This window comes from Curtobacterium sp. ME26 (assembly GCF_903970945.1).
In the GTDB taxonomy this organism is placed as follows: domain Bacteria; phylum Actinomycetota; class Actinomycetes; order Actinomycetales; family Microbacteriaceae; genus Curtobacterium; species Curtobacterium citri.
This window is the reverse complement of record NZ_CAJCKG010000025.1, coordinates 1-17073: the sequence shown is the minus strand read 5'-3', so window position 1 is coordinate 17073 and position 17073 is coordinate 1. Positions and strand designations below refer to the sequence as shown.

Sequence of the window (17073 nt, the reverse complement as noted above, 5' to 3'; positions counted from 1 at the left end):
CGCGGAGCAGCCCGCGCCACGGAAGTCCGTGGCGCGGGCTGCTCCGCGTCGTTCCGGCGTCAGATCGAGCGCAGGACCGCCACGACCTTGCCGAGCACGGTGGCCGCGTCGCCGAGGATCGGCTCGAACGCGGTGTTCCGAGGGAGCAGCCACGTGTGGCCGTCCCGCTGGCGGAAGACCTTCACGGTCGCTTCCTCGTCGAGCATCGCGGCGACGATGTCCCCGTTGTCCGCCGTCTGCTGCGAGCGGACGACCACCCAGTCCCCGTCGCAGATCGCGGCGTCGATCATCGACTCGCCCACGACCTTGAGCATGAAGAGGTCGCCCGTCCCGACGAGCTGACGGGGGAGCGGCACGATCTCGTCGACGTGCTGCTCGGCCGTGATCGGGACACCGGCCGCGATCCGCCCGACCAGCGGCACGAGGGTCGTCGCGTCGACGTCGGGGGTGTCGACGTCCGGGGTGGGCTCGTCGACGAGGACCTCGAGCGCACGGGGTCGGTTCGGGTCGCGGCGGATCCACCCGCCCAGCTCGAGCTGCCCGAGCTGGTGCGAGACGCTCGACAGCGACGACAGTCCGGCGGCGTCGCCGATCTCGCGCATGCTCGGCGGGTAGCCCCGGCTGGCGATCGACGCGCGGATCGCGTCGAGGATCGCCTGCTGCTTCGCCGTCAACGGCTTCTGGACCCGCAGTTCGTCCGCCACGTCGTGTCGCCCTTCGTCGGTGCCGGGCGGTCGGGCGGGAATGTCGGTGGTCCCCGCTTGACTCGTCCCAGTCGATCGAAACAGTATCCGACCGGCGCAGGCCGGACAAACACCTGTTCGAGCGTGTCGGCAAGAAATCCCGCACAGATTCCTTCCTGGGACTTGTGTGGGGTCGGATTCGAAACTATGTTCGGTACACGACTTCGGTTCCTCCGAACGGGAAGGCAAGAACGACATGAGCACCATCGCCATCGCTGACCAGCGCACCGCGACGCCCGCCGTCCGTACGCGCCTGCGCATCACGCGCCGCGGCCGCATCGTCCTGACGACGCTCGTCGCGCTCCCGGTCTTCGTGATCGTCGCCCTGTCCGTGCTCAACGGCGGTCAGGCCTCGGCCGGAGACTCCTCCCGCGCCGGCGAGCCCGTGCACTTCGACACCGTGACGATCCAGCCGGGCGAGACGCTCTGGCAGCTCGCCGAGGAGACCGCGCCCCAGGCCGACCCGCGCGACTTCGTGCAGGACGTCGTGAGCCTCAACGCGCTGGACGGCTCCTCGCTGCAGGCCGGCGAGCAGATCGCCATCCCCGCGAAGTACACGACGGGCGACTGACCGCAGCCCCCAGCCCGGCGGACCCTGGCCGGCACGGCCCACCGTCCGGACGGCCGGTCGCCGCACACGGGGCCCGGCCTACGATGGATCGGTGGCAACCTCGCTCGAAGACCTCCCGATCCGCGACGACCTCCGTGGGCAGAGCCCCTACGGCGCTCCGCAGAAGCACGTGCGTGTGCAGCTCAACGTCAACGAGAACACGCATCCCGTGCCCGAGGACGTCGCCGAGGACATCGTGGCCTCGATCCGGCAGGCCCTGGCCACCGTCAACCGGTACCCGGACCGCGAGTTCACCGAGCTGCGTCGGTCGCTGACCGCGTACCTGAACGGCGGCCTCACGGCGGACCAGCAGCTGACCCCGGAGCAGCTCTGGGCGGCGAACGGGTCCAACGAGGTCCTGCAGCAGCTCCTCCAGGCCTTCGGCGGTCCTGGCCGCTCGGTGCTCGGCTTCCCGCCCACGTACTCGATGCACTCGATCCTCGCCGCCGGCACCGGCACGCGGTGGATCGCGGCGCAGCGCGACGACGAGTTCCGCATCGCCCCGGAGACGGTGGTCGCGGCCATCGCCGAGCACCGTCCGGACATCGTCTTCCTCTGCGGCCCGAACAACCCCACGGGCACCCCGCTCGACATCGAGACGATCCGTGCCGCCTACGACGCGACGGACGGCATCGTCATGGTCGACGAGGCCTACGCGGAGTTCATGCCCGCCGACGCGCCGAGCGCCATCACCCTGCTGCCGGGACGACCGCGACTGGTCGTGTCCCGCACGATGAGCAAGGCCTTCGCGTTCGCCGGTGCCCGCGTCGGCTACCTGGCTGCCGACCCGGCGGTGGTCGACGCCCTCCGACTCGTCCGCCTGCCGTACCACCTGTCCGCGCTCACCCAGGCCGCCGCGATCGCCGCGCTCCGGCACGCCCCGGCGATGCTCGCGATGGTCGACGACATCAAGCGCCAGCGTGACCGGATGGTCACCGAGCTCGGGGCGATGGGGTACCGCACCTACGAGACGTGGTCGAACTTCGTGCTCTTCGGTGGTGTCGCGGACCCGAACGCCGCGTTCGAGGCGCTCCTCGAGCAGGACGTCATCGTCCGCGACCTCGGCATCCCGAACCACCTGCGGGTGAGCGCGGGGACCGAGGAGGAGACCACGGCGTTCCTCGAGGCCATGCGCCGCGTGGCCGCCGTGCAGCCGCCGGTTAGGGTTGACGCATGACCGCCCGCACCGCCTCGATCAGCCGGAGCACGAGCGAGTCGAGCATCGAGCTGTCGCTCGACCTGGACGGCACCGGTTCGTCCGACGTCTCGACGAGCGTGCCGTTCTTCGACCACATGCTGACCGCCTTCAGCAAGCACTCGCTGATCGACCTGCGGGTGCGGTCGACCGGGGACACCGACATCGACGTGCACCACACCGTCGAGGACACCGGCATCGTGCTCGGGCAGGCCCTCAAGCAGGCACTCGGCGACCGGTCGGGCATCGGTCGCTACGGCGATGCGCTCGTCCCGCTCGACGAGGCCCTGGCGCAGGCCGTGGTCGACGTGTCCGGCCGTCCGTTCCTCGTGCACTCGGGCGAGCCCGACGGCTTCGAGTTCCACCGCATCGGCGGCCACTTCACCGGGTCGATGGTCCGGCACGTGTTCGAGGCGATCACGTTCAACGCCGGGATCACCGTGCACGTCCGCGTCCTCGGCGGTCGCGACCCGCACCACATCGCCGAGGCGGAGTTCAAGGCCTTCGCCCGGGCGATGCGCCGCGCCGTCGAACTCGACCCGCGCGTCGACGGCATCCCGTCCACGAAGGGCGCACTGTGAGCGCCAGGCCGAACGTCGTCGTCCTCGACTACGGGTCGGGCAACGTCCACTCGGCGGCGAAGGCGCTCGAGCGCGCGGGTGCCGACGTGACGCTCACCGCCGACAAGCAGGAGGCCCTGCGCGCGGACGGCCTGCTCGTCCCTGGCGTGGGCGCGTTCGCCGCGGTCGTCGACCAGCTCGAGGGGGTGCGCGGCGGCGAGATCGTCGACCACCGCCTGGCCGGCGGGCGGCCGGTGCTCGGCATCTGCGTCGGCATGCAGGTCATGTTCGCCCGCGGTGTGGAGCGCGGCGCGGACGTCGAGGGCCTCGGCCAGTGGCCGGGCACCGTCGAGGAGATCCGGGCCGAGGTGCTGCCGCACATGGGGTGGAACACCGTCCAGGCACCGGAGGACTCCGTGCTGTTCGACGGCCTGCACGACGAGCGCTTCTACTTCGTGCACTCCTACGGCGTCACCGACTTCCCGCTCGACGCCTACGGCCCCTTCCGCGCCCCGCGGCTGACGTGGGCCGAGCACGGGCAACGCTTCGTCGCGGCGGTCGAGAACGGCCCGCTCACCGCGACCCAGTTCCACCCCGAGAAGTCCGGCGAGCCGGGCATCCGGCTGCTCCGCAACTGGGTCGACTCGCTCTGACCCGTCTGCCGCGAACCGACACGGGACCGGCACCGCGTCCGACGCGACGGCACCGCCGGAGCCGAGCCGTGCCTCCCGGCCGCTCCCGACCACCCGCGTGACCGCACCAGCAACAGAACCGACAGGACCATGACCGACCTCACCGCCACCCCGCCCCTCGTCCTGCTGCCCGCCGTCGACGTCGTCGACGGTCAGGCGGTCCGCCTCACGCAGGGCGAGGCCGGCAGCGAGACCGCGTACGGCGACCCGGTCGCCGCGGCCCGCACCTGGCGTGACCAGGGTGCCGAGTGGATCCACCTCGTCGACCTCGACGCGGCGTTCGGCCGCGGCGACAACCGCCGGCTGATCGCGAAGGCGGTCCACGAGGTCGAGGGCGTCTCGGTCGAGCTGTCCGGCGGCATCCGCGACGACGCCTCGCTGGAGGCCGCGCTCGCGACCGGGGCCGCCCGCGTCAACCTCGGCACCGCCGCGCTCGAGAAGCCGCAGTGGGCGGCGCGCGTCATCGGCGAGTACGGCGAGCAGATCGCCGTCGGCCTGGACGTCCGCGGCACCACCCTGGCGAGCCGCGGGTGGACCGAGGACGCCGGCGACCTGTGGGAGGTGCTCGACCGTCTCGAGGCCGCCGGGTGCGCCCGGTACGTCGTCACCGACGTCACGAAGGACGGCACGCTGCAGGGGCCGAACGTCGAGCTCCTCCGCGAGGTCTGCGACCGCACCGACCAGCCCGTCGTCGCTTCCGGCGGGATCTCGACGCTCGACGACCTCCGTGCCCTGCGCGAGCTCGTGCCGCACGGCCTCGAGGGTGCGATCATCGGCAAGGCCCTGTACTCCGGCGCGTTCACCCTGCCGGCCGCCCTCGACATCGCGTCGGAGTAGCCGCGGTGGCGGGCATCTCGAACGGGCGCGGCACCGGACCCGAGGCGCCGGAGCCGGGCGCGACCGACGACGCCCACACCCCGGGCGGCGCCGCCGACTCGGCGGGGAACCCCTGGGCGGGACGGACGTTCGACGCCCACGACGACGCCTACGCGGACGACGACGGCCTGGCCGACCCGGCACTCGTCGCCGCGATCACGGCCCTGCAGCAGGGCGGGTCCCAGGCCGCGGTCGTCGAGGCGCTGCGCGGGGCCCGGCTGCTCATCCCGCTCGTCGCCGAGGCCGGTGACGTCGGGCACACCGCCGAGGGGAAGCTCGTCGACAAGACGCAGGAGCTGTCGATCGTCACGGTCGCCGGACCCGACGGCCGCAGCGTGATGCCCGCGTTCACCTCGGCCGAGGCGATGCGCTCCTGGGACGCGACCGCACGACCGGTGCCGGCGGACGCACGCCGCGTGGCGATGGCCGCGGCGAGCGAGGAGACGCAGCTCGTCGTCCTCGACCCGACGGCACCGACCGAGTTCGTCCTACGCCGGCCCGCGGTGTGGGCGATCGGGCAGGACCTGCCGTGGACGCCCTGCTTCGAGGACCCGGAGGTGGGGCAGGCGTTCGCCGACTCCGTCGCCGACGAACCGGCGGTCGCCCGCGTCGAGCTGTCGCCCGGCGACCCCCTCGGCCGCTTCGCGGGCGCCGAACTGACCGTCGGGTTGGCGCTGCACCCCGGACTCGACCAGGCGGACGTGCAGGCCCTGGTCGGCCGGCTGCAGCAGCGCTGGACGGCAGACGCCGTGATCGCCGACCGGGTGGACAGCATGCGGGTGGCGCTGCGGCGAGCGTGACGCCGGTCCGGGCCCGGACGGGGGGCGCGACTCGCGTCCGACGGTCCGGCTGCGGTCCGGTGGTCCGACGGTCCGGTGACGCGGCGCCGCGGCGGTGCGGCCCGGGCCGGGCAGGGCACGCCGGTACGATGACCGGGTGAGGACGAACCCGACGAGCACCCCCGGCACCGGCGAGACCCCGGTCGGCCCCACCGGTCGGCCCGTGCGGCAGTTCCCCGTGCCCGAGGAACTCGACGGTCACGGCCCGGCTCGCATCATCGCGCTCTGCAACCAGAAGGGCGGCGTCGGCAAGACCACGACGTCCATCAACCTCGGCGCCGCGCTCGCCGAGTACGGCCGCAAGGTCCTCGCCGTCGACTTCGACCCGCAGGGCGCCCTGTCCGCCGGCCTCGGCGTCCGCACGCACGACATCCCGACGGTCTACGACCTGCTCATGGGCGCCGTGAAGGACCCGCGCGAGGTCATCCAGCCGACGAACGTGCCGATGCTCGACGTCATCCCCGCGAACATCGACCTGTCCGCGGCCGAGGTGCACCTCGTGAACGAGGTCGCCCGCGAGCAGATCCTCGCGAGCGTGCTCCGCAAGGTGTCGAACGACTACGACCTCATCCTCGTCGACTGCCAGCCGTCGCTCGGCCTGCTCACCGTCAACGCGCTCACCGCGGCGCACGGCGTCCTCATCCCGCTCGAGTGCGAGTTCTTCGCCCTGCGCGGCGTCGCGCTCCTCATCGAGACGATCGACAAGGTGCGCGACCGCCTCAACCCCGCCCTGCGGCTCGACGGCATCCTCGCGACCATGTACGACTCGCGCACCCTGCACTCCCGCGAGGTCATGGAGCGCGTCGTCGAGACCTTCGACGACCACGTGCTCGACACGGTCATCGGCCGGACCGTCAAGTTCCCGGACGCCACCGTCTCGGCACGTCCGATCACGCAGACGGCACCCGAGCACGCCGCGGCGCACGCCTACCGGGCGCTCGCCAGGGAGCTCGTCGAGCGTGGCGCCGTCGCCTGACGCGACCACGCCGTCCGGCTTCCGGGTCCGGCTGCGCAACTTCGACGGCCCGTTCGACCTGCTGCTGTCGCTGATCACGAAGCACGAGCTCGACATCACCGAGGTGTCGCTCGGCGCGGTCACCGGCGAGTTCATCCAGTACGTGCGCCAGGCGGAGTCCGCCGACGAGCTCGACGAGGCCAGCGAGTTCCTCGTCGTCGCCGCGACCCTGCTCGACCTGAAGATCGCCGGGCTCCTGCCGCAGGGCGAACTCGTCGACGCCGAGGACGTCGCCCTGCTCGAGGCCCGCGACCTGCTGTTCGCCCGGCTCCTGCAGTACCGGGCGTTCAAGCAGGCCGCCGAGTGGTTCGGGGAGCAGTGGCAGCAGGAGTCCCGCCGCCACGTCCGCCGGGTGCGGCTCGAGGAGCGCTTCCGAGCGCGGACGCCCGAGCTCGTGTGGACCCTGTCCGTGCAGGACTTCGCGGCGATCGCGACGCTCGCGTTCGCCCCGCGGGAGATCCCGACGGTCGGACTCGACCACCTGCACGCGCCGCTCGTGAGCATCCGCGAGCAGGCCGCGATCGTCGTGTCGATCCTCCGGACCCGTGCCGACGAGGACGTCTCGTTCCGCGAGCTGGTCGCCGGTGTCTCGGAGACGGGTATCGTGGTGGCTCGCTTCCTGGCGATCCTCGAGCTGTACCGGAACGCGTCGATCTCGTTCGAACAGCTCGAACCGCTGGGGGAGCTGACACTCCGGTGGACCGCCGAGGACTGGTCCGAGGAGAGCCTCGCGAACCTGGGAGCCGACTATGACGGATGACGCACGCGCCGCCGCCTCGAGCGCCGAACCCGGGGGAGCGGACGAGGTCGCCGACGCCCGCGCGATCGAGCAGGAGCTGCGCGACGCCGGCCACGCCCGCACGGAGCTCCCGGTCGACCGTCAGCTCGAGGCGATCCTCATGATCGCCGACGAGCCCCAGTCGCTGGTGTCACTCGGCGCCGCGGTCGGCGCGCCGGTCCCGGCCGTGCGCCAGGCGATCGAGCGGCTCGTCGCGGACTTCGACGGCGTGGCCGGCACCGTGCGCCGCGGGTTCGAGCTCCGCGAGGTCGGTGGCGGCTGGCGCTTCTACGTCCGCCGGGAGCTCGACGTCGTCGTCGAGCAGTTCGTCGAGGCGGAGCGCCCGGCACGGCTGTCGCAGGCGGCCCTCGAGACCCTGGCGGTCGTCGCCTACAAGCAACCGATCACCCGGTCGCAGATCGCGTCGATCCGCGCGGTGAACGTCGACGGGGTCGTCCGCACCCTCGTCGCGCGCGGCCTCATCGAGGAGTCGTTCACCGACGCCGAGACCGGCGCCATCAACTACGTCACGTCCGACCTGCTGCTCCAGCAGCTCGGCATCAACTCGCTCGACGAGCTGCCGCTCATCTCGCCCCTCCTCGAGGACGGCGTCGGCGGCTTCGAGCAGAACGAAGGGATCCCCGATGGCCGCGTATGAGGACGAACGACGAGGAGGCGCCCGACGGTCGGGTCGCGACGGCGGGTCGGGTCGCGACGGCGGGTCGGGTCGCGACGGTGGCCGGACGGGAGGCACGCCCCGCGACCGCGACGGCGGCTCCGCTCGTGCGGGTGGCCGGTCAGGTGACGACCGCGGTGGGTACCGGGGGCGCGACGAGCGGTCCGGTGGGACCGGCGGTGAGTACCGCGGGCGCGACGAGCGTCCGGGCGGCGCCCGGGGCAGCGACGACCGTGGTGGGTACCGGGGGCGCGACGAGCGGTCCGGTGGAGCCGGCGGCGGGTACCGGGGGCGCGACGATCGTTCCGGCGGCGGGTACCGGGGCGGCGACGACCGAGGTGGGTACCGGGGGCGCGACGAGCGGTCCGGTGGGACCGGCGGCGGGTACCGGGGCGGCGAGGACCGCGATGGGTACCGCGGGCGTGACGACCGTTCCAGCGGCGGGTACCGGGGCGGCGACGACCGTGGTGGGTACCGCGGGCGCGACGACCGTTCCGGTGGTGCCCGGGGCAACGACGACCGTGGTGGGTACCGCGGCCGTGACGACCGTTCCGGTGGGACCGGTGGTGGGTACCGCGGTCGTGACGACCGTCCGGCCGGCGCCCGTGGCGGCGACGACCGGGGCGGGTACCGGGGTCGTGATGATCGCGGCACCGGCGGGTACCGGGGCGGCGACGACCGTGGTGGGTACCGCGGGCGGGACGACCGACCGGGTGGTGACCGCGGCCGCTTCGTGAGTCGCGACGACGACCGCCGCGGCGGGGACGGCGGGTTCGTCCGCCGCGAGGACGACCGCTCCACGAGCGGGTACCGCGGCCGCGACGACCGCGGGCGCGACGACCGCAGGGGCGGCGGCCGTGACCGCGACGACCGCGGCGGGTACCGCGGGCGTGACGACCGGGGTGCCGGTGCCTCCCGTGGGCGTGACGACCGTCGTGACGACCGGCGCGACGACCGGCGCGATGACCGCCGCCGCGACCCGGCGCGCGAGGACCGCCGGACCCCGGACGGTCGACCGAGCACCGTCTGGCACAACGGCCGCCGCTACGTCGGTGGCACGACGACCGCGCGCAACGGCGACCGCCCCGGTGGCGCGGGTGCTCGGGGAGCAGCAGGTGCTCGGGCAGCCGGACCCCGCGGCGCCGACGCCCGCACGACGCCGCGCCCTGCGGGCGCGCGCGACGAGCACGGCGCACCGCTGGAGGGCACGCCGGAGCGTCCGATCATCCCGGACTGGGACGCGACGGAGGGGAGCGCGCCCACCGGGGGCGAGCCGAGCCTCCAGGCCGACGGTGAGCGCCTGCAGAAGGTCATCGCCGCTGCGGGCGTGGCGTCCCGCCGGGTGGCGGAGAACCTGATCGTCGAGGGTCGCGTGACCGTCAACGGCGAGGTCGTCGACGCCCTCGGGCGTCGGGTCGACCCGGAGTCCGACGCGATCGCGGTGGACGGCGTGCCGGTGCAGGTCGACACCTCGCGGCGGTACGTGCTCCTCAACAAGCCGACCGGGATCGTGTCGAGCCTGCAGGACGAGCGGGGCCGGCGCGACCTGTCCGAGTTCGTCGACCGGTACGAGGAACGGCTGTTCAACGTCGGCCGGCTCGACGCGGAGACCTCGGGGCTGCTGCTCCTGACGAACGACGGCGACCTGGCGCACGTGCTGGCCCACCCGTCGTTCGGCGTCGCGAAGACGTACATCGCGAAGGTCGCGGGCAACGTCAACCCGGGTACCGTGCAGCGACTCCTCGACGGCGTCGAGCTCGAGGACGGACCGATCGCCGCGGACAAGGTGCGGTTGCTCGAGTCGGCGCGCGGCGAGTCGCTCGTCGAGGTCACCCTGCACTCGGGGCGCAACCGCATCGTCCGCCGCATGCTCGAGGCCGTCGACCACCCGGTGCTCGAACTCGTCCGGCGTTCCTTCGGACCGCTGCAGCTCGGCTCGCTGCCGGTCGGCCGGGTCCGTGAGCTGTCGACGGTCGAGCTCGGTGCACTCCTGCGCATCGCCCGCGAGGCGCAGGTCGCTCCACAGGGCGCCGGGGACGAGGAGACCACCGACTGAGGCGTCGGTAGGCTGACCGCGTGACCGACGCCCCCGCCCCGCTCGCCGAACCGGACATCGACCGGCGGCTCCGCGGACCCGTCCGGGTCGTCGGGGCCGGGCTCCTCGGGGCCTCCATCGGGCTCGCCCTGCGCGAGAAGGGCGTCGACGTGGTCCTCGATGACGTGTCGCCGGCCGCGCTGGCGCTCGCCGTGGACTACGGCGCCGGTCGTCGTCCCGCAGCGGGCGACGAGCCGGAGCTCGTGGTCGTGGCGGTGCCCCCGGACGTCGTGGCGACGGTGGTCGAGCGCGAGCTCGCCGCCTTCCCGCGCGCCGTCGTGACGGACGTGGCGAGCGTGAAGACCGGGCCGCTCGAGCGCCTGCGTGCCGCCGGTGCCGACGTCGCGCGCTACATCGGGTCGCACCCGATGGCCGGTCGCGAGCGCAGCGGTCCGACCGCGGCACGGGCCGACCTGTTCGTCGGGCGCCCGTGGGTCATCGCGGGGCACGACGGCATCTCCTACCAGCGGGCCGCGGTGGTCGAGGACCTCGCCCTCGACGTCGGTGCGACGGTGGTGCCCATGGAGCCGAGTGCGCACGACCTCGCGGTCGCCTACGTCTCGCACGCGCCCCAGCTCGTCTCCACCCTCATGGCCGCGCGGCTGCAGGAGGCACCGGACGGGTCGCTCGACCTGGCGGGCGGCGGCGTCCGCGACGTCACCCGCATCGCCGCGAGCGATCCGGGGCTCTGGGTGCAGATCATCGGTGCGAACGCCGCGAACATCCGACCGGTGCTCGCCGACCTGCGCGACGACCTCGACCGGGTGCTCCGAGCACTCGACGACCCGGACGGCCAGGGCTCGCCGCGCACCATCGCCGAGACGATCGCCGCCGGCAACCGCGGTGTCGAGCGCCTGCCGGGCAAGCACGGCACGACCAAGCGCTTCGCCCAGGTAGTCGTCCTCGTCGACGACACCCCGGGCCAGATCGCCGCACTCCTCGCGTTCATCGGGGAGATCGGCATCAACCTCGAGGACATGCGCCTCGAGCACTCACCGGGCGCACCGATCGGCATCGTCGAGGTGGCGGTCGTGCCCGAGCAGGAACAGCGACTCGTCGAAGAGCTCGAGGGTCGCGGATGGAGGATCGCAGCAGCATGGGCCTGAACGACGACACGAACACCGCGCTCGAACAGTCCGGCGTCACCGGCGGACCGGACGGCCCCGACTCCGGGCTGCCGGCCCCGGGCGGCCAGCCCGGACCCATCGGCGGCGGCGACATCGCCGGCGGCCTCGACGGCCAGGGCGGTGGCGAGCCCGGTTCGACGAGCGCACCCGTTCCGTCCGGGCTGCCCCAGGGCGCGTTCGTGGCGAAGACCGTCATCGCGGTGGACGGACCGGCCGGCAGCGGCAAGTCCAGCGTCTCGCGTGCCGCGGCCCGCGCCCTCGGGTTCGGCTACCAGGACACCGGCGCCGCCTACCGTGCCCTCGCGTGGCACGCGCTGCAGCAGGGCGTCGACCTCGACGACCCGTCGGCGGTCCTCGCCAGCTGGGACACCTTCGACTACGCGATCGGCACCGACCCCGACGACTACTTCGTCCGGGTCGGGGACACCGACGTGACCGAGGCCATCCGGACGCCGGAGGTCACGGCCGCGGTGGCGCACATCGCGAAGCTGCCCGAGGTGCGCGAGCGGCTCGTCCAGCTCTTCCGCCAGGTCATGCGGAAGGCGGACGGGCAGGGCATCATCACCGAGGGGCGCGACATCACGACCGTCGTCGCCCCCGACGCCGAGGTCCGGATCCTGCTGACGGCCGACGAGTCGGTTAGGATGGCTCGGCGATCTGCTGAGGTCACGACCCAGTCGGCCGCCGAGACCTCCGCCGCACTCGCTCGCCGGGATGCAGCGGACGCGAAGGTCGTCGACTTCATGAACGCCGCAGACGGTGTCACGACGCTCGACTCCACCGACCTCGACTTCGACCAGACCGTCCAGGCGGTCGTCGACCTGGCCCGAGCGGCCACGCACTGACGCAGACCGGGCGCCGTCCGGTCACACGACCGGGTCGCCCGGTCACCACGGCCGGGTGACCGGCCCGGCCGGGAACGGCCACCGACACCGCGACTCCGGTCGCACACGAGGAACCCCACCATGGCCCAGCAGGACAGCCACGACAACGACGACTTCCCGGAGTACGACGACGCCCTCGGTGAGCGGCTCGCCGGACTCGACGAAGCCGAGGCGGAGCAGCGCGCGAACGCGCTCCGCGTCGGCCTCGACGAGTACGAGCTCGACGAGGAGGACGTCGCGCTCCTCGACGCCGGTGCCCTCGGCGAGGACGGCGTGCACTACCTGCCCGCCTACCCGGTGCTCGCGATCGTCGGTCGCCCGAACGTCGGCAAGTCGGCGCTCGTCAACCGCATCATCGGTCGGCGCGAAGCCGTCGTGCAGGACGTCCCCGGCGTCACGCGCGACCGCGTGAGCTACAAGGCCGAGTGGAACGACAAGCGCTTCACGCTCGTGGACACCGGTGGGTGGGAGCCCGACGCCCGCGGCATCAACGCCTCGGTCGCCGCGCAGGCCGAGGTGGCGGTCGACCTCGCCGACGCCGTGCTCTTCGTCGTCGACGTCACCGTCGGCATCACCGCCACGGACGAGCACGTCGTGAAGATGCTCCGCGGCACCGACCGTCCGGTCATCGTCGTCGCCAACAAGGCGGACGACGAGCGCCGCGACCTCGACGCCTTCGAGCTCTGGAACCTCGGCCTCGGTGAGCCGCACCCGGTCTCGGCGCTGCACGGCCGCGGCGTCGCGGACCTGATGGACCTCATCATCGCGACGCTCCCCGACACGTCGGCCGTCGCCAAGCAGGAGGTCGGCGGTCCCCGTCGCGTCGCGATCCTCGGACGCCCGAACGTCGGCAAGAGCTCGCTGCTCAACAAGGCCGCGGGTGAGGAGCGCGTGGTCGTCAACGACCTCGCCGGCACCACGCGCGACCCGGTGGACGAGCAGATCGAGCTCGGCGGCCGGGTCTGGCGCTTCGTCGACACCGCGGGCATCCGGAAGCGCGTGCACCTGCAGCAAGGCGCAGACTTCTACGCGTCGCTCCGCACCACCGCGGCCCTCGAGAAGGCCGAGGTCGCGGTCGTCGTGCTCGACGTCACCGAGACGATCTCGACGCAGGACCTCCGCATCATCGACCTCGTGCTCGAGTCCGGTCGCGCGCTCGTCCTCGCCTACAACAAGTGGGACCTGCTCGACGACGACCGCCGCCGTTACCTGGAGCGCGAGATCGAGCAGGACCTGGCCCACGTCGCCTGGGCCCCGCGCGTCAACATCTCCGCCCGCACCGGCCGGCACCTCGAGAAGCTCGTGCCCGCGCTCGAGACCGCGCTCGAGTCGTGGGACACCCGCATCCCGACCGGCAAGGTCAACGCCTTCATCGCCGAGCTCGTGCAGGAGCACCCGCACCCCGTCCGCGGTGGCAAGCAGCCCCGCATCCTGTTCGGCACCCAGGCGTCGAGCCAGCCGCCGACGTTCGTGCTCTTCACCTCGGCCTTCCTCGACCCGCAGTACCGACGCTTCATCACGCGTCGGCTCCGCGAGGTCTGGGGCTTCGAGGGGACCCCGATCAACGTCAACATGCGGGTGCGCGAGCGCCGGAAGCGCACGTAGTCGGTCCGGGGCGACGACGTGCGACGGCGAGCACCACGGGGACCGGCGACGGTCCTGGTGGTGCTCGCCGTCGTCGTGGGCGGCGTCGGGATCGCGTGGACGGCCAGCACGCCCCGCGGGGGTGATGCGGTCGTCGACCGACACGCCGGTGTCGACCGCGACCGGGCGCTGACGCGACCGCAGCCGTCGGCGCCGATCGGGGTGTCGAACGCCCTCGGAGCGCCGATCCCGGAGCCGCCGGTCCGAGCCACGCCACGCGACGTCGAGGACTGGGTCGCACGCACGCTGCCGGTCGCCGGGCCGATCCTCCCGGTCGGCGACGACGTCGGCGGGACCGTGCGAATCGAGCGGGTGGGGGACGCGTCGGTGGCCGTCCGCCTGCAGGGCCTCACCGTGCCGCCAGGGCACCGTTCGCTGCGGATCGTGCTGTCCCGCCAGGTCGCCCTCGACACGGCGGCGCTCGCAGCCGCGCACACGCTCACGGCGGTGCCCGCCGTCGCCGGGGACACGTCGATCGTCACCGATCCCACGTCGCTCGAGGCGGACGTCCGGACCGTGGCGGTGCTGGACGACGACTCCGGCGAGGTGCTCGGCGTCGCCCTGCTGGTCCCCGTCGACTGACGTCGCCCGGGCAGCGCCCGGATGCGGCACGATTGACGGGTGAGTCTCCCCGCCCTCGCCGACCGTGTGTGGTGCCGGCTGCACCTCGATCGCCTCGCCGGCGGTCGGCAGGCCGGCTACGTCATCCGCGAGGACATGCTCGCGCACCCGGACACCGTGCGCTCCTTCCGGTGGATCCGGTGGCTGCTCGTCGCCGAGACCGCCGTCGGCCTCGCCGCGATCGTCGTCGCCGTGCTGCTCACCCGTGCCGGGGAGACGGTGGCATGGGCCGTGTGGTTCCGGGCGACGGTCGTGCTGCTCATCACCCTGACGCTCTACGTGTTCGCGTGGCGGGCGCAGCTCGGTTACTACTGGGCGTACCAGCGACTCCGCCTGTTCAGCAGGATCTTCCCGGTCGTGACGCTCGTCGTGGCGGCGATCCCCGGGCTCTACCCGTTCTGGATGGTGATCGAGCAGATCCTGTTCTCGCTGCTCATGATCGGCATCGGCGACGTCCTGACGAGCGACCACATGCGAGCGACGTTCCCGAAGCCCCGCACGGCCGGCTGAGTCCGCGGCACCGAGGCGGCGCCAGGGCGGCACCCGGGCGGCACCAGGGGACACCCACGGCCAGGCACACCGGAGCGAACGGGTGCATCGTCGACGCATGACGACGAACACGCTCCCCGGCGGCACCTACGACCTCGGCGACCTCGAGGTCACCCGCTTCGGGTACGGCGCGATGCAGCTCGCGGGACCGCAGGTGTTCGGTCCGCCGGCCGACCGGGACGAGGCCGTCCGGGTCCTCCGCACGGCCGTCGAGCTCGGCATCACCCACATCGACACCGCGGACTTCTACGGCCCGCACGTCACGAACGAGATCATCCGCGAGGCCCTGCACCCGTACCCGGAACAGGTCCACATCGTGACGAAGGTCGGATCCCGACGCAACGACAAGGGGCAGTGGCCGCCGGCCCGGAAGCCGGAGCAGCTCGTCGAGGACGTGTACGCGAACCTGGAGCGGCTCGGCCTCGAGCAGCTCGACGTCGTCAACCTGCGCGTCGGCGGGTTCGACGCCCCGGAACCGGGGAGCATCGCCCCGCAGTTCGAGGCACTGGCCGGTCTGCAGCAGCAGGGGCTCGTGCGGCACCTCGGCCTGTCGACGGTCACGGGCGCGCAGCTCGTCGAGGCGCTGCGGATCGCACCGGTGGTGTGCGTCCAGAACATGTACAACGTCGCGCAGCGTGCCGACGACGACCTCGTGGACCTCACCGCGGCCGAGGGCATCGCCTACGTGCCGTACTTCCCGCTCGGCGGCTTCTCACCGATCCAGTCGGCGGCGTTGGACGCGGTCGCGGAGCGGCTGGGGGAGTCACGCCTGTCGGTGGCGCTCGCCTGGCTGCTGCAGCGGTCCGACAACATCCTGCTCATCCCCGGGACGTCGTCGGTGGACCACCTGCGCCAGAACGTCGCCGGAGCCGGGCTCACCCTGCCGGCGGACGCGGTCCGGGAGCTCGACGCCATCGGCGCCTGAGGCGGCTGAGGCGGCTGAGGCGGCGAGGCTCCCGAGGAGCGCGAGGGCGCGCGCCGAGGGGGAGCCCGGTTCGGCGTGGTGCACCACGAGGAGCTGCCCGTCGGTGCCCCCGACGCCGAGCTTCTCGCGCCGGAGCTCCAGGTCGCCGACCTCGGGATGCCACATCCGGACGGTCCCGCCGGCGAGCGGCCGGACGTCGTGGCGGGCCCACAGCCGGCGGAAGTCCTCACTGCCGAGGGACAGCTCGCCGACGAGGGACGTGACGCCGGGGTCGTCGACGTCGGTGCCGATGGAGGCCCGGAAGGCCGCGACCATGCCGGCCATCTGGTGTTCCCAGTCGGGGTAGCGCTCCTGCTCGGCGCCGTCGAGGAACATCGTCCGCAGACGGTTCTCGCCCGCTCGCATCCCCGGCGCGAGCTCCGTCGCGAGGGCGTTCGCAGCGAGGACGTCGAACGCGCGGCCCTCGACGAACGCCGGCAGACCGATCACGTCGAGCAGCTGCAGGGTGCCGGACGGCACGCGCTCCCCGGTGGTGCGAGCGGAGGCCCGTCCGGAGCCGCCCCGACGGGGGCGTGCGACACCGGCCTCGTGCGCGGCGAGCGAGTGCAGGTAGCGGGTGGCGGTCGCGTCGAGACCGAGCACCCGTGCCAGTGCGTCGAGCACCTGACCCGACGGGTTCCGGTCGCGACCCTGCTCGAGGCGGAGGTAGTAGTCGGCACTGATGCCCGCGAGCGTCGCGACCTCCTCGCGGCGGAGCCCCGGGGTGCGACGCACCCCGGTCACGCGGATGCCGGCGTCCTCCGGTCGGACCAGGCTGCGCCGAGCCCGCAGGTACGCGCCGAGGCTGTTGTCGCTCACACCGCGATGCTACGGACCGCCTGCGTTCCGTTCCTGGTCCCCGTGGTCCCAGGGACGCGGGGGACCTGTCCCGTCGCGCCCGGCGGACGCATCGTGGTGGGCATGAGCACGACGACCCTCCCCGGCGGCACCTTCCGCCTCGCTGACGACCTCCACCTGACCCGGATCGGCTACGGCGCCATGCAGCTCGCCGGCCCCGGCGTGTTCGGCCCGCCCGCCGACCGTGACGAGGCGGTCCGGGTCCTCCGCACCGCGGTGGAACTCGGCATCACCCACGTCGACACGTCCGACTTCTACGGCCCGCACGTCACGAACGAGATCATCCGCGAGGCCCTGCACCCGTACCCGGACGAGCTGCACATCGTGACGAAGGTCGGCGCCCGACG

At 73.1% G+C, this 17073-nt stretch carries 19 protein-coding genes and 1 pseudogene; 17 read left to right on the top strand and 3 right to left on the bottom strand.

Features of this window, described 5'->3' with window-relative positions; translation table 11 throughout:
* Nucleotides 1-59 precede the first annotated feature (59 nt).
* The gene (gene lexA, locus H7A69_RS11120; RefSeq protein WP_069713535.1) at nucleotides 60-704 is read right to left on the bottom strand and encodes a transcriptional repressor LexA; all 645 of its coding nucleotides are present in this window, start codon (nucleotides 702-704) and stop codon (nucleotides 60-62) included.
* Nucleotides 705-939: 235 nt separating this feature from the next.
* On the opposite strand from lexA, the gene H7A69_RS11115 reads away from it, so the two are divergent.
* The 9 genes from H7A69_RS11115 (at nucleotide 940) to scpB (ending at nucleotide 7966) form a co-directional block, all read left to right on the top strand.
* A complete protein-coding gene (locus H7A69_RS11115; protein ID WP_069713534.1) occupies nucleotides 940-1314 on the top strand; it encodes a LysM peptidoglycan-binding domain-containing protein in 375 nt (124 codons plus the stop codon).
* A 91-nt stretch (nucleotides 1315-1405) separates the two neighbouring features.
* Complete coding sequence (locus H7A69_RS11110) at nucleotides 1406-2530, top strand: histidinol-phosphate transaminase (protein ID WP_182047068.1); 1125 nt, start codon at nucleotides 1406-1408, stop codon at nucleotides 2528-2530.
* Entirely contained in the window at nucleotides 2527-3129 is a 603-nt protein-coding gene (gene hisB / locus H7A69_RS11105; protein ID WP_069713532.1) for an imidazoleglycerol-phosphate dehydratase HisB, read from the top strand. The genes H7A69_RS11110 and hisB overlap by 4 nt, the downstream gene beginning before the upstream one ends.
* Nucleotides 3126-3761: an imidazole glycerol phosphate synthase subunit HisH gene (hisH, locus tag H7A69_RS11100; protein WP_182047067.1), complete on the top strand. Its 636-nt coding sequence runs from the start codon at nucleotides 3126-3128 to the stop codon at nucleotides 3759-3761. The genes hisB and hisH overlap by 4 nt, the downstream gene beginning before the upstream one ends.
* A 129-nt stretch (nucleotides 3762-3890) precedes the next feature.
* Nucleotides 3891-4637 (top strand): bifunctional 1-(5-phosphoribosyl)-5-((5-phosphoribosylamino)methylideneamino)imidazole-4-carboxamide isomerase/phosphoribosylanthranilate isomerase PriA, encoded by a 747-nt coding sequence (gene priA, locus H7A69_RS11095; RefSeq protein WP_182047066.1) that lies wholly within the window; start codon nucleotides 3891-3893, stop codon nucleotides 4635-4637.
* A gap of 14 nt (nucleotides 4638-4651) precedes the next feature.
* Nucleotides 4652-5476, top strand: coding sequence for an SseB family protein (locus H7A69_RS11090; protein WP_411469363.1), 825 nt, complete (start codon nucleotides 4652-4654; stop codon nucleotides 5474-5476).
* A gap of 136 nt (nucleotides 5477-5612) precedes the next feature.
* Nucleotides 5613-6491 carry a ParA family protein gene (locus tag H7A69_RS11085; protein WP_069713529.1) on the top strand — a complete coding sequence of 293 codons (879 nt, stop codon included), beginning with the start codon at nucleotides 5613-5615 and terminating at the stop codon, nucleotides 6489-6491.
* Nucleotides 6475-7290: a segregation and condensation protein A gene (locus H7A69_RS11080; RefSeq protein ID WP_182047064.1), complete on the top strand. Its 816-nt coding sequence runs from the start codon at nucleotides 6475-6477 to the stop codon at nucleotides 7288-7290. The genes H7A69_RS11085 and H7A69_RS11080 overlap by 17 nt, the downstream gene beginning before the upstream one ends.
* The gene (scpB, locus tag H7A69_RS11075; protein WP_083264044.1) at nucleotides 7280-7966 is read left to right on the top strand and encodes an SMC-Scp complex subunit ScpB; all 687 of its coding nucleotides are present in this window, start codon (nucleotides 7280-7282) and stop codon (nucleotides 7964-7966) included. Before H7A69_RS11080 ends, scpB begins: the two co-directional genes overlap by 11 nt.
* Before the next feature lie 139 nt (nucleotides 7967-8105).
* Here scpB and H7A69_RS17495 read toward each other — a convergent pair whose 3' ends face one another.
* Nucleotides 8106-9017: a hypothetical protein gene (locus tag H7A69_RS17495; RefSeq protein WP_182047092.1), complete on the bottom strand. Its 912-nt coding sequence runs from the start codon at nucleotides 9015-9017 to the stop codon at nucleotides 8106-8108.
* 267 nt (nucleotides 9018-9284) lie between these two features.
* On the opposite strand from H7A69_RS17495, the gene H7A69_RS17490 reads away from it, so the two are divergent.
* From H7A69_RS17490 to H7A69_RS11035, 7 genes are all read left to right on the top strand, one after another.
* Complete coding sequence (locus H7A69_RS17490) at nucleotides 9285-10040, top strand: pseudouridine synthase (RefSeq protein WP_259346186.1); 756 nt, start codon at nucleotides 9285-9287, stop codon at nucleotides 10038-10040.
* A gap of 20 nt (nucleotides 10041-10060) precedes the next feature.
* Nucleotides 10061-11185, top strand: a complete 1125-nt coding sequence (locus H7A69_RS11060; RefSeq protein ID WP_182047063.1) for a prephenate dehydrogenase — start codon at nucleotides 10061-10063, stop codon at nucleotides 11183-11185.
* 200 nt (nucleotides 11186-11385) lie between these two features.
* Complete coding sequence (cmk, locus tag H7A69_RS11055; RefSeq protein ID WP_259346185.1) at nucleotides 11386-12051, top strand: (d)CMP kinase; 666 nt, start codon at nucleotides 11386-11388, stop codon at nucleotides 12049-12051.
* A 120-nt stretch (nucleotides 12052-12171) separates the two neighbouring features.
* On the top strand, nucleotides 12172-13695 hold the full coding sequence (gene der, locus H7A69_RS11050) for a ribosome biogenesis GTPase Der (RefSeq protein WP_069713021.1): 1524 nt from the start codon (nucleotides 12172-12174) through the stop codon (nucleotides 13693-13695).
* Between the two features lie 60 nt (nucleotides 13696-13755).
* A complete protein-coding gene (locus H7A69_RS11045; protein WP_182047062.1) occupies nucleotides 13756-14316 on the top strand; it encodes a hypothetical protein in 561 nt (186 codons plus the stop codon).
* A 39-nt stretch (nucleotides 14317-14355) separates the two neighbouring features.
* Complete coding sequence (locus H7A69_RS11040) at nucleotides 14356-14865, top strand: hypothetical protein (protein ID WP_182047061.1); 510 nt, start codon at nucleotides 14356-14358, stop codon at nucleotides 14863-14865.
* Nucleotides 14866-14962: 97 nt separating this feature from the next.
* The gene (locus tag H7A69_RS11035) at nucleotides 14963-15829 is read left to right on the top strand and encodes an oxidoreductase (RefSeq protein ID WP_182047060.1); all 867 of its coding nucleotides are present in this window, start codon (nucleotides 14963-14965) and stop codon (nucleotides 15827-15829) included.
* 45 nt (nucleotides 15830-15874) lie between these two features.
* Here the strand turns inward: H7A69_RS11035 and H7A69_RS11030 are convergent.
* Nucleotides 15875-16687, bottom strand: a pseudogene (locus tag H7A69_RS11030) (helix-turn-helix domain-containing protein); the annotation flags it as partial.
* A 102-nt stretch (nucleotides 16688-16789) separates the two neighbouring features.
* Here H7A69_RS11030 and H7A69_RS11025 point away from each other — a divergent pair.
* Nucleotides 16790-17073, top strand: a 284-nt coding sequence (locus H7A69_RS11025) for an aldo/keto reductase (protein WP_182047059.1), incomplete at its 3' end; no start/stop codon positions are given.

Bases quoted from the DNA above. Each gene is read 5' to 3' on its own strand.
- H7A69_RS11115 (WP_069713534.1), top strand. From the start codon at position 940: ATGAGCACCATCGCCATCGCTGACCAGCGCACCGCGACGCCCGCCGTC.
- hisB (WP_069713532.1), top strand. From the start codon at position 2,527: ATGACCGCCCGCACCGCCTCGATCAGCCGGAGCACGAGCGAGTCGAGC.
- priA (WP_182047066.1), top strand. From the start codon at position 3,891: ATGACCGACCTCACCGCCACCCCGCCCCTCGTCCTGCTGCCCGCCGTC.
- scpB (WP_083264044.1), top strand. From the start codon at position 7,280: ATGACGGATGACGCACGCGCCGCCGCCTCGAGCGCCGAACCCGGGGGA.
- der (WP_069713021.1), top strand. From the start codon at position 12,172: ATGGCCCAGCAGGACAGCCACGACAACGACGACTTCCCGGAGTACGAC.
- H7A69_RS11035 (WP_182047060.1), top strand. From the start codon at position 14,963: ATGACGACGAACACGCTCCCCGGCGGCACCTACGACCTCGGCGACCTC.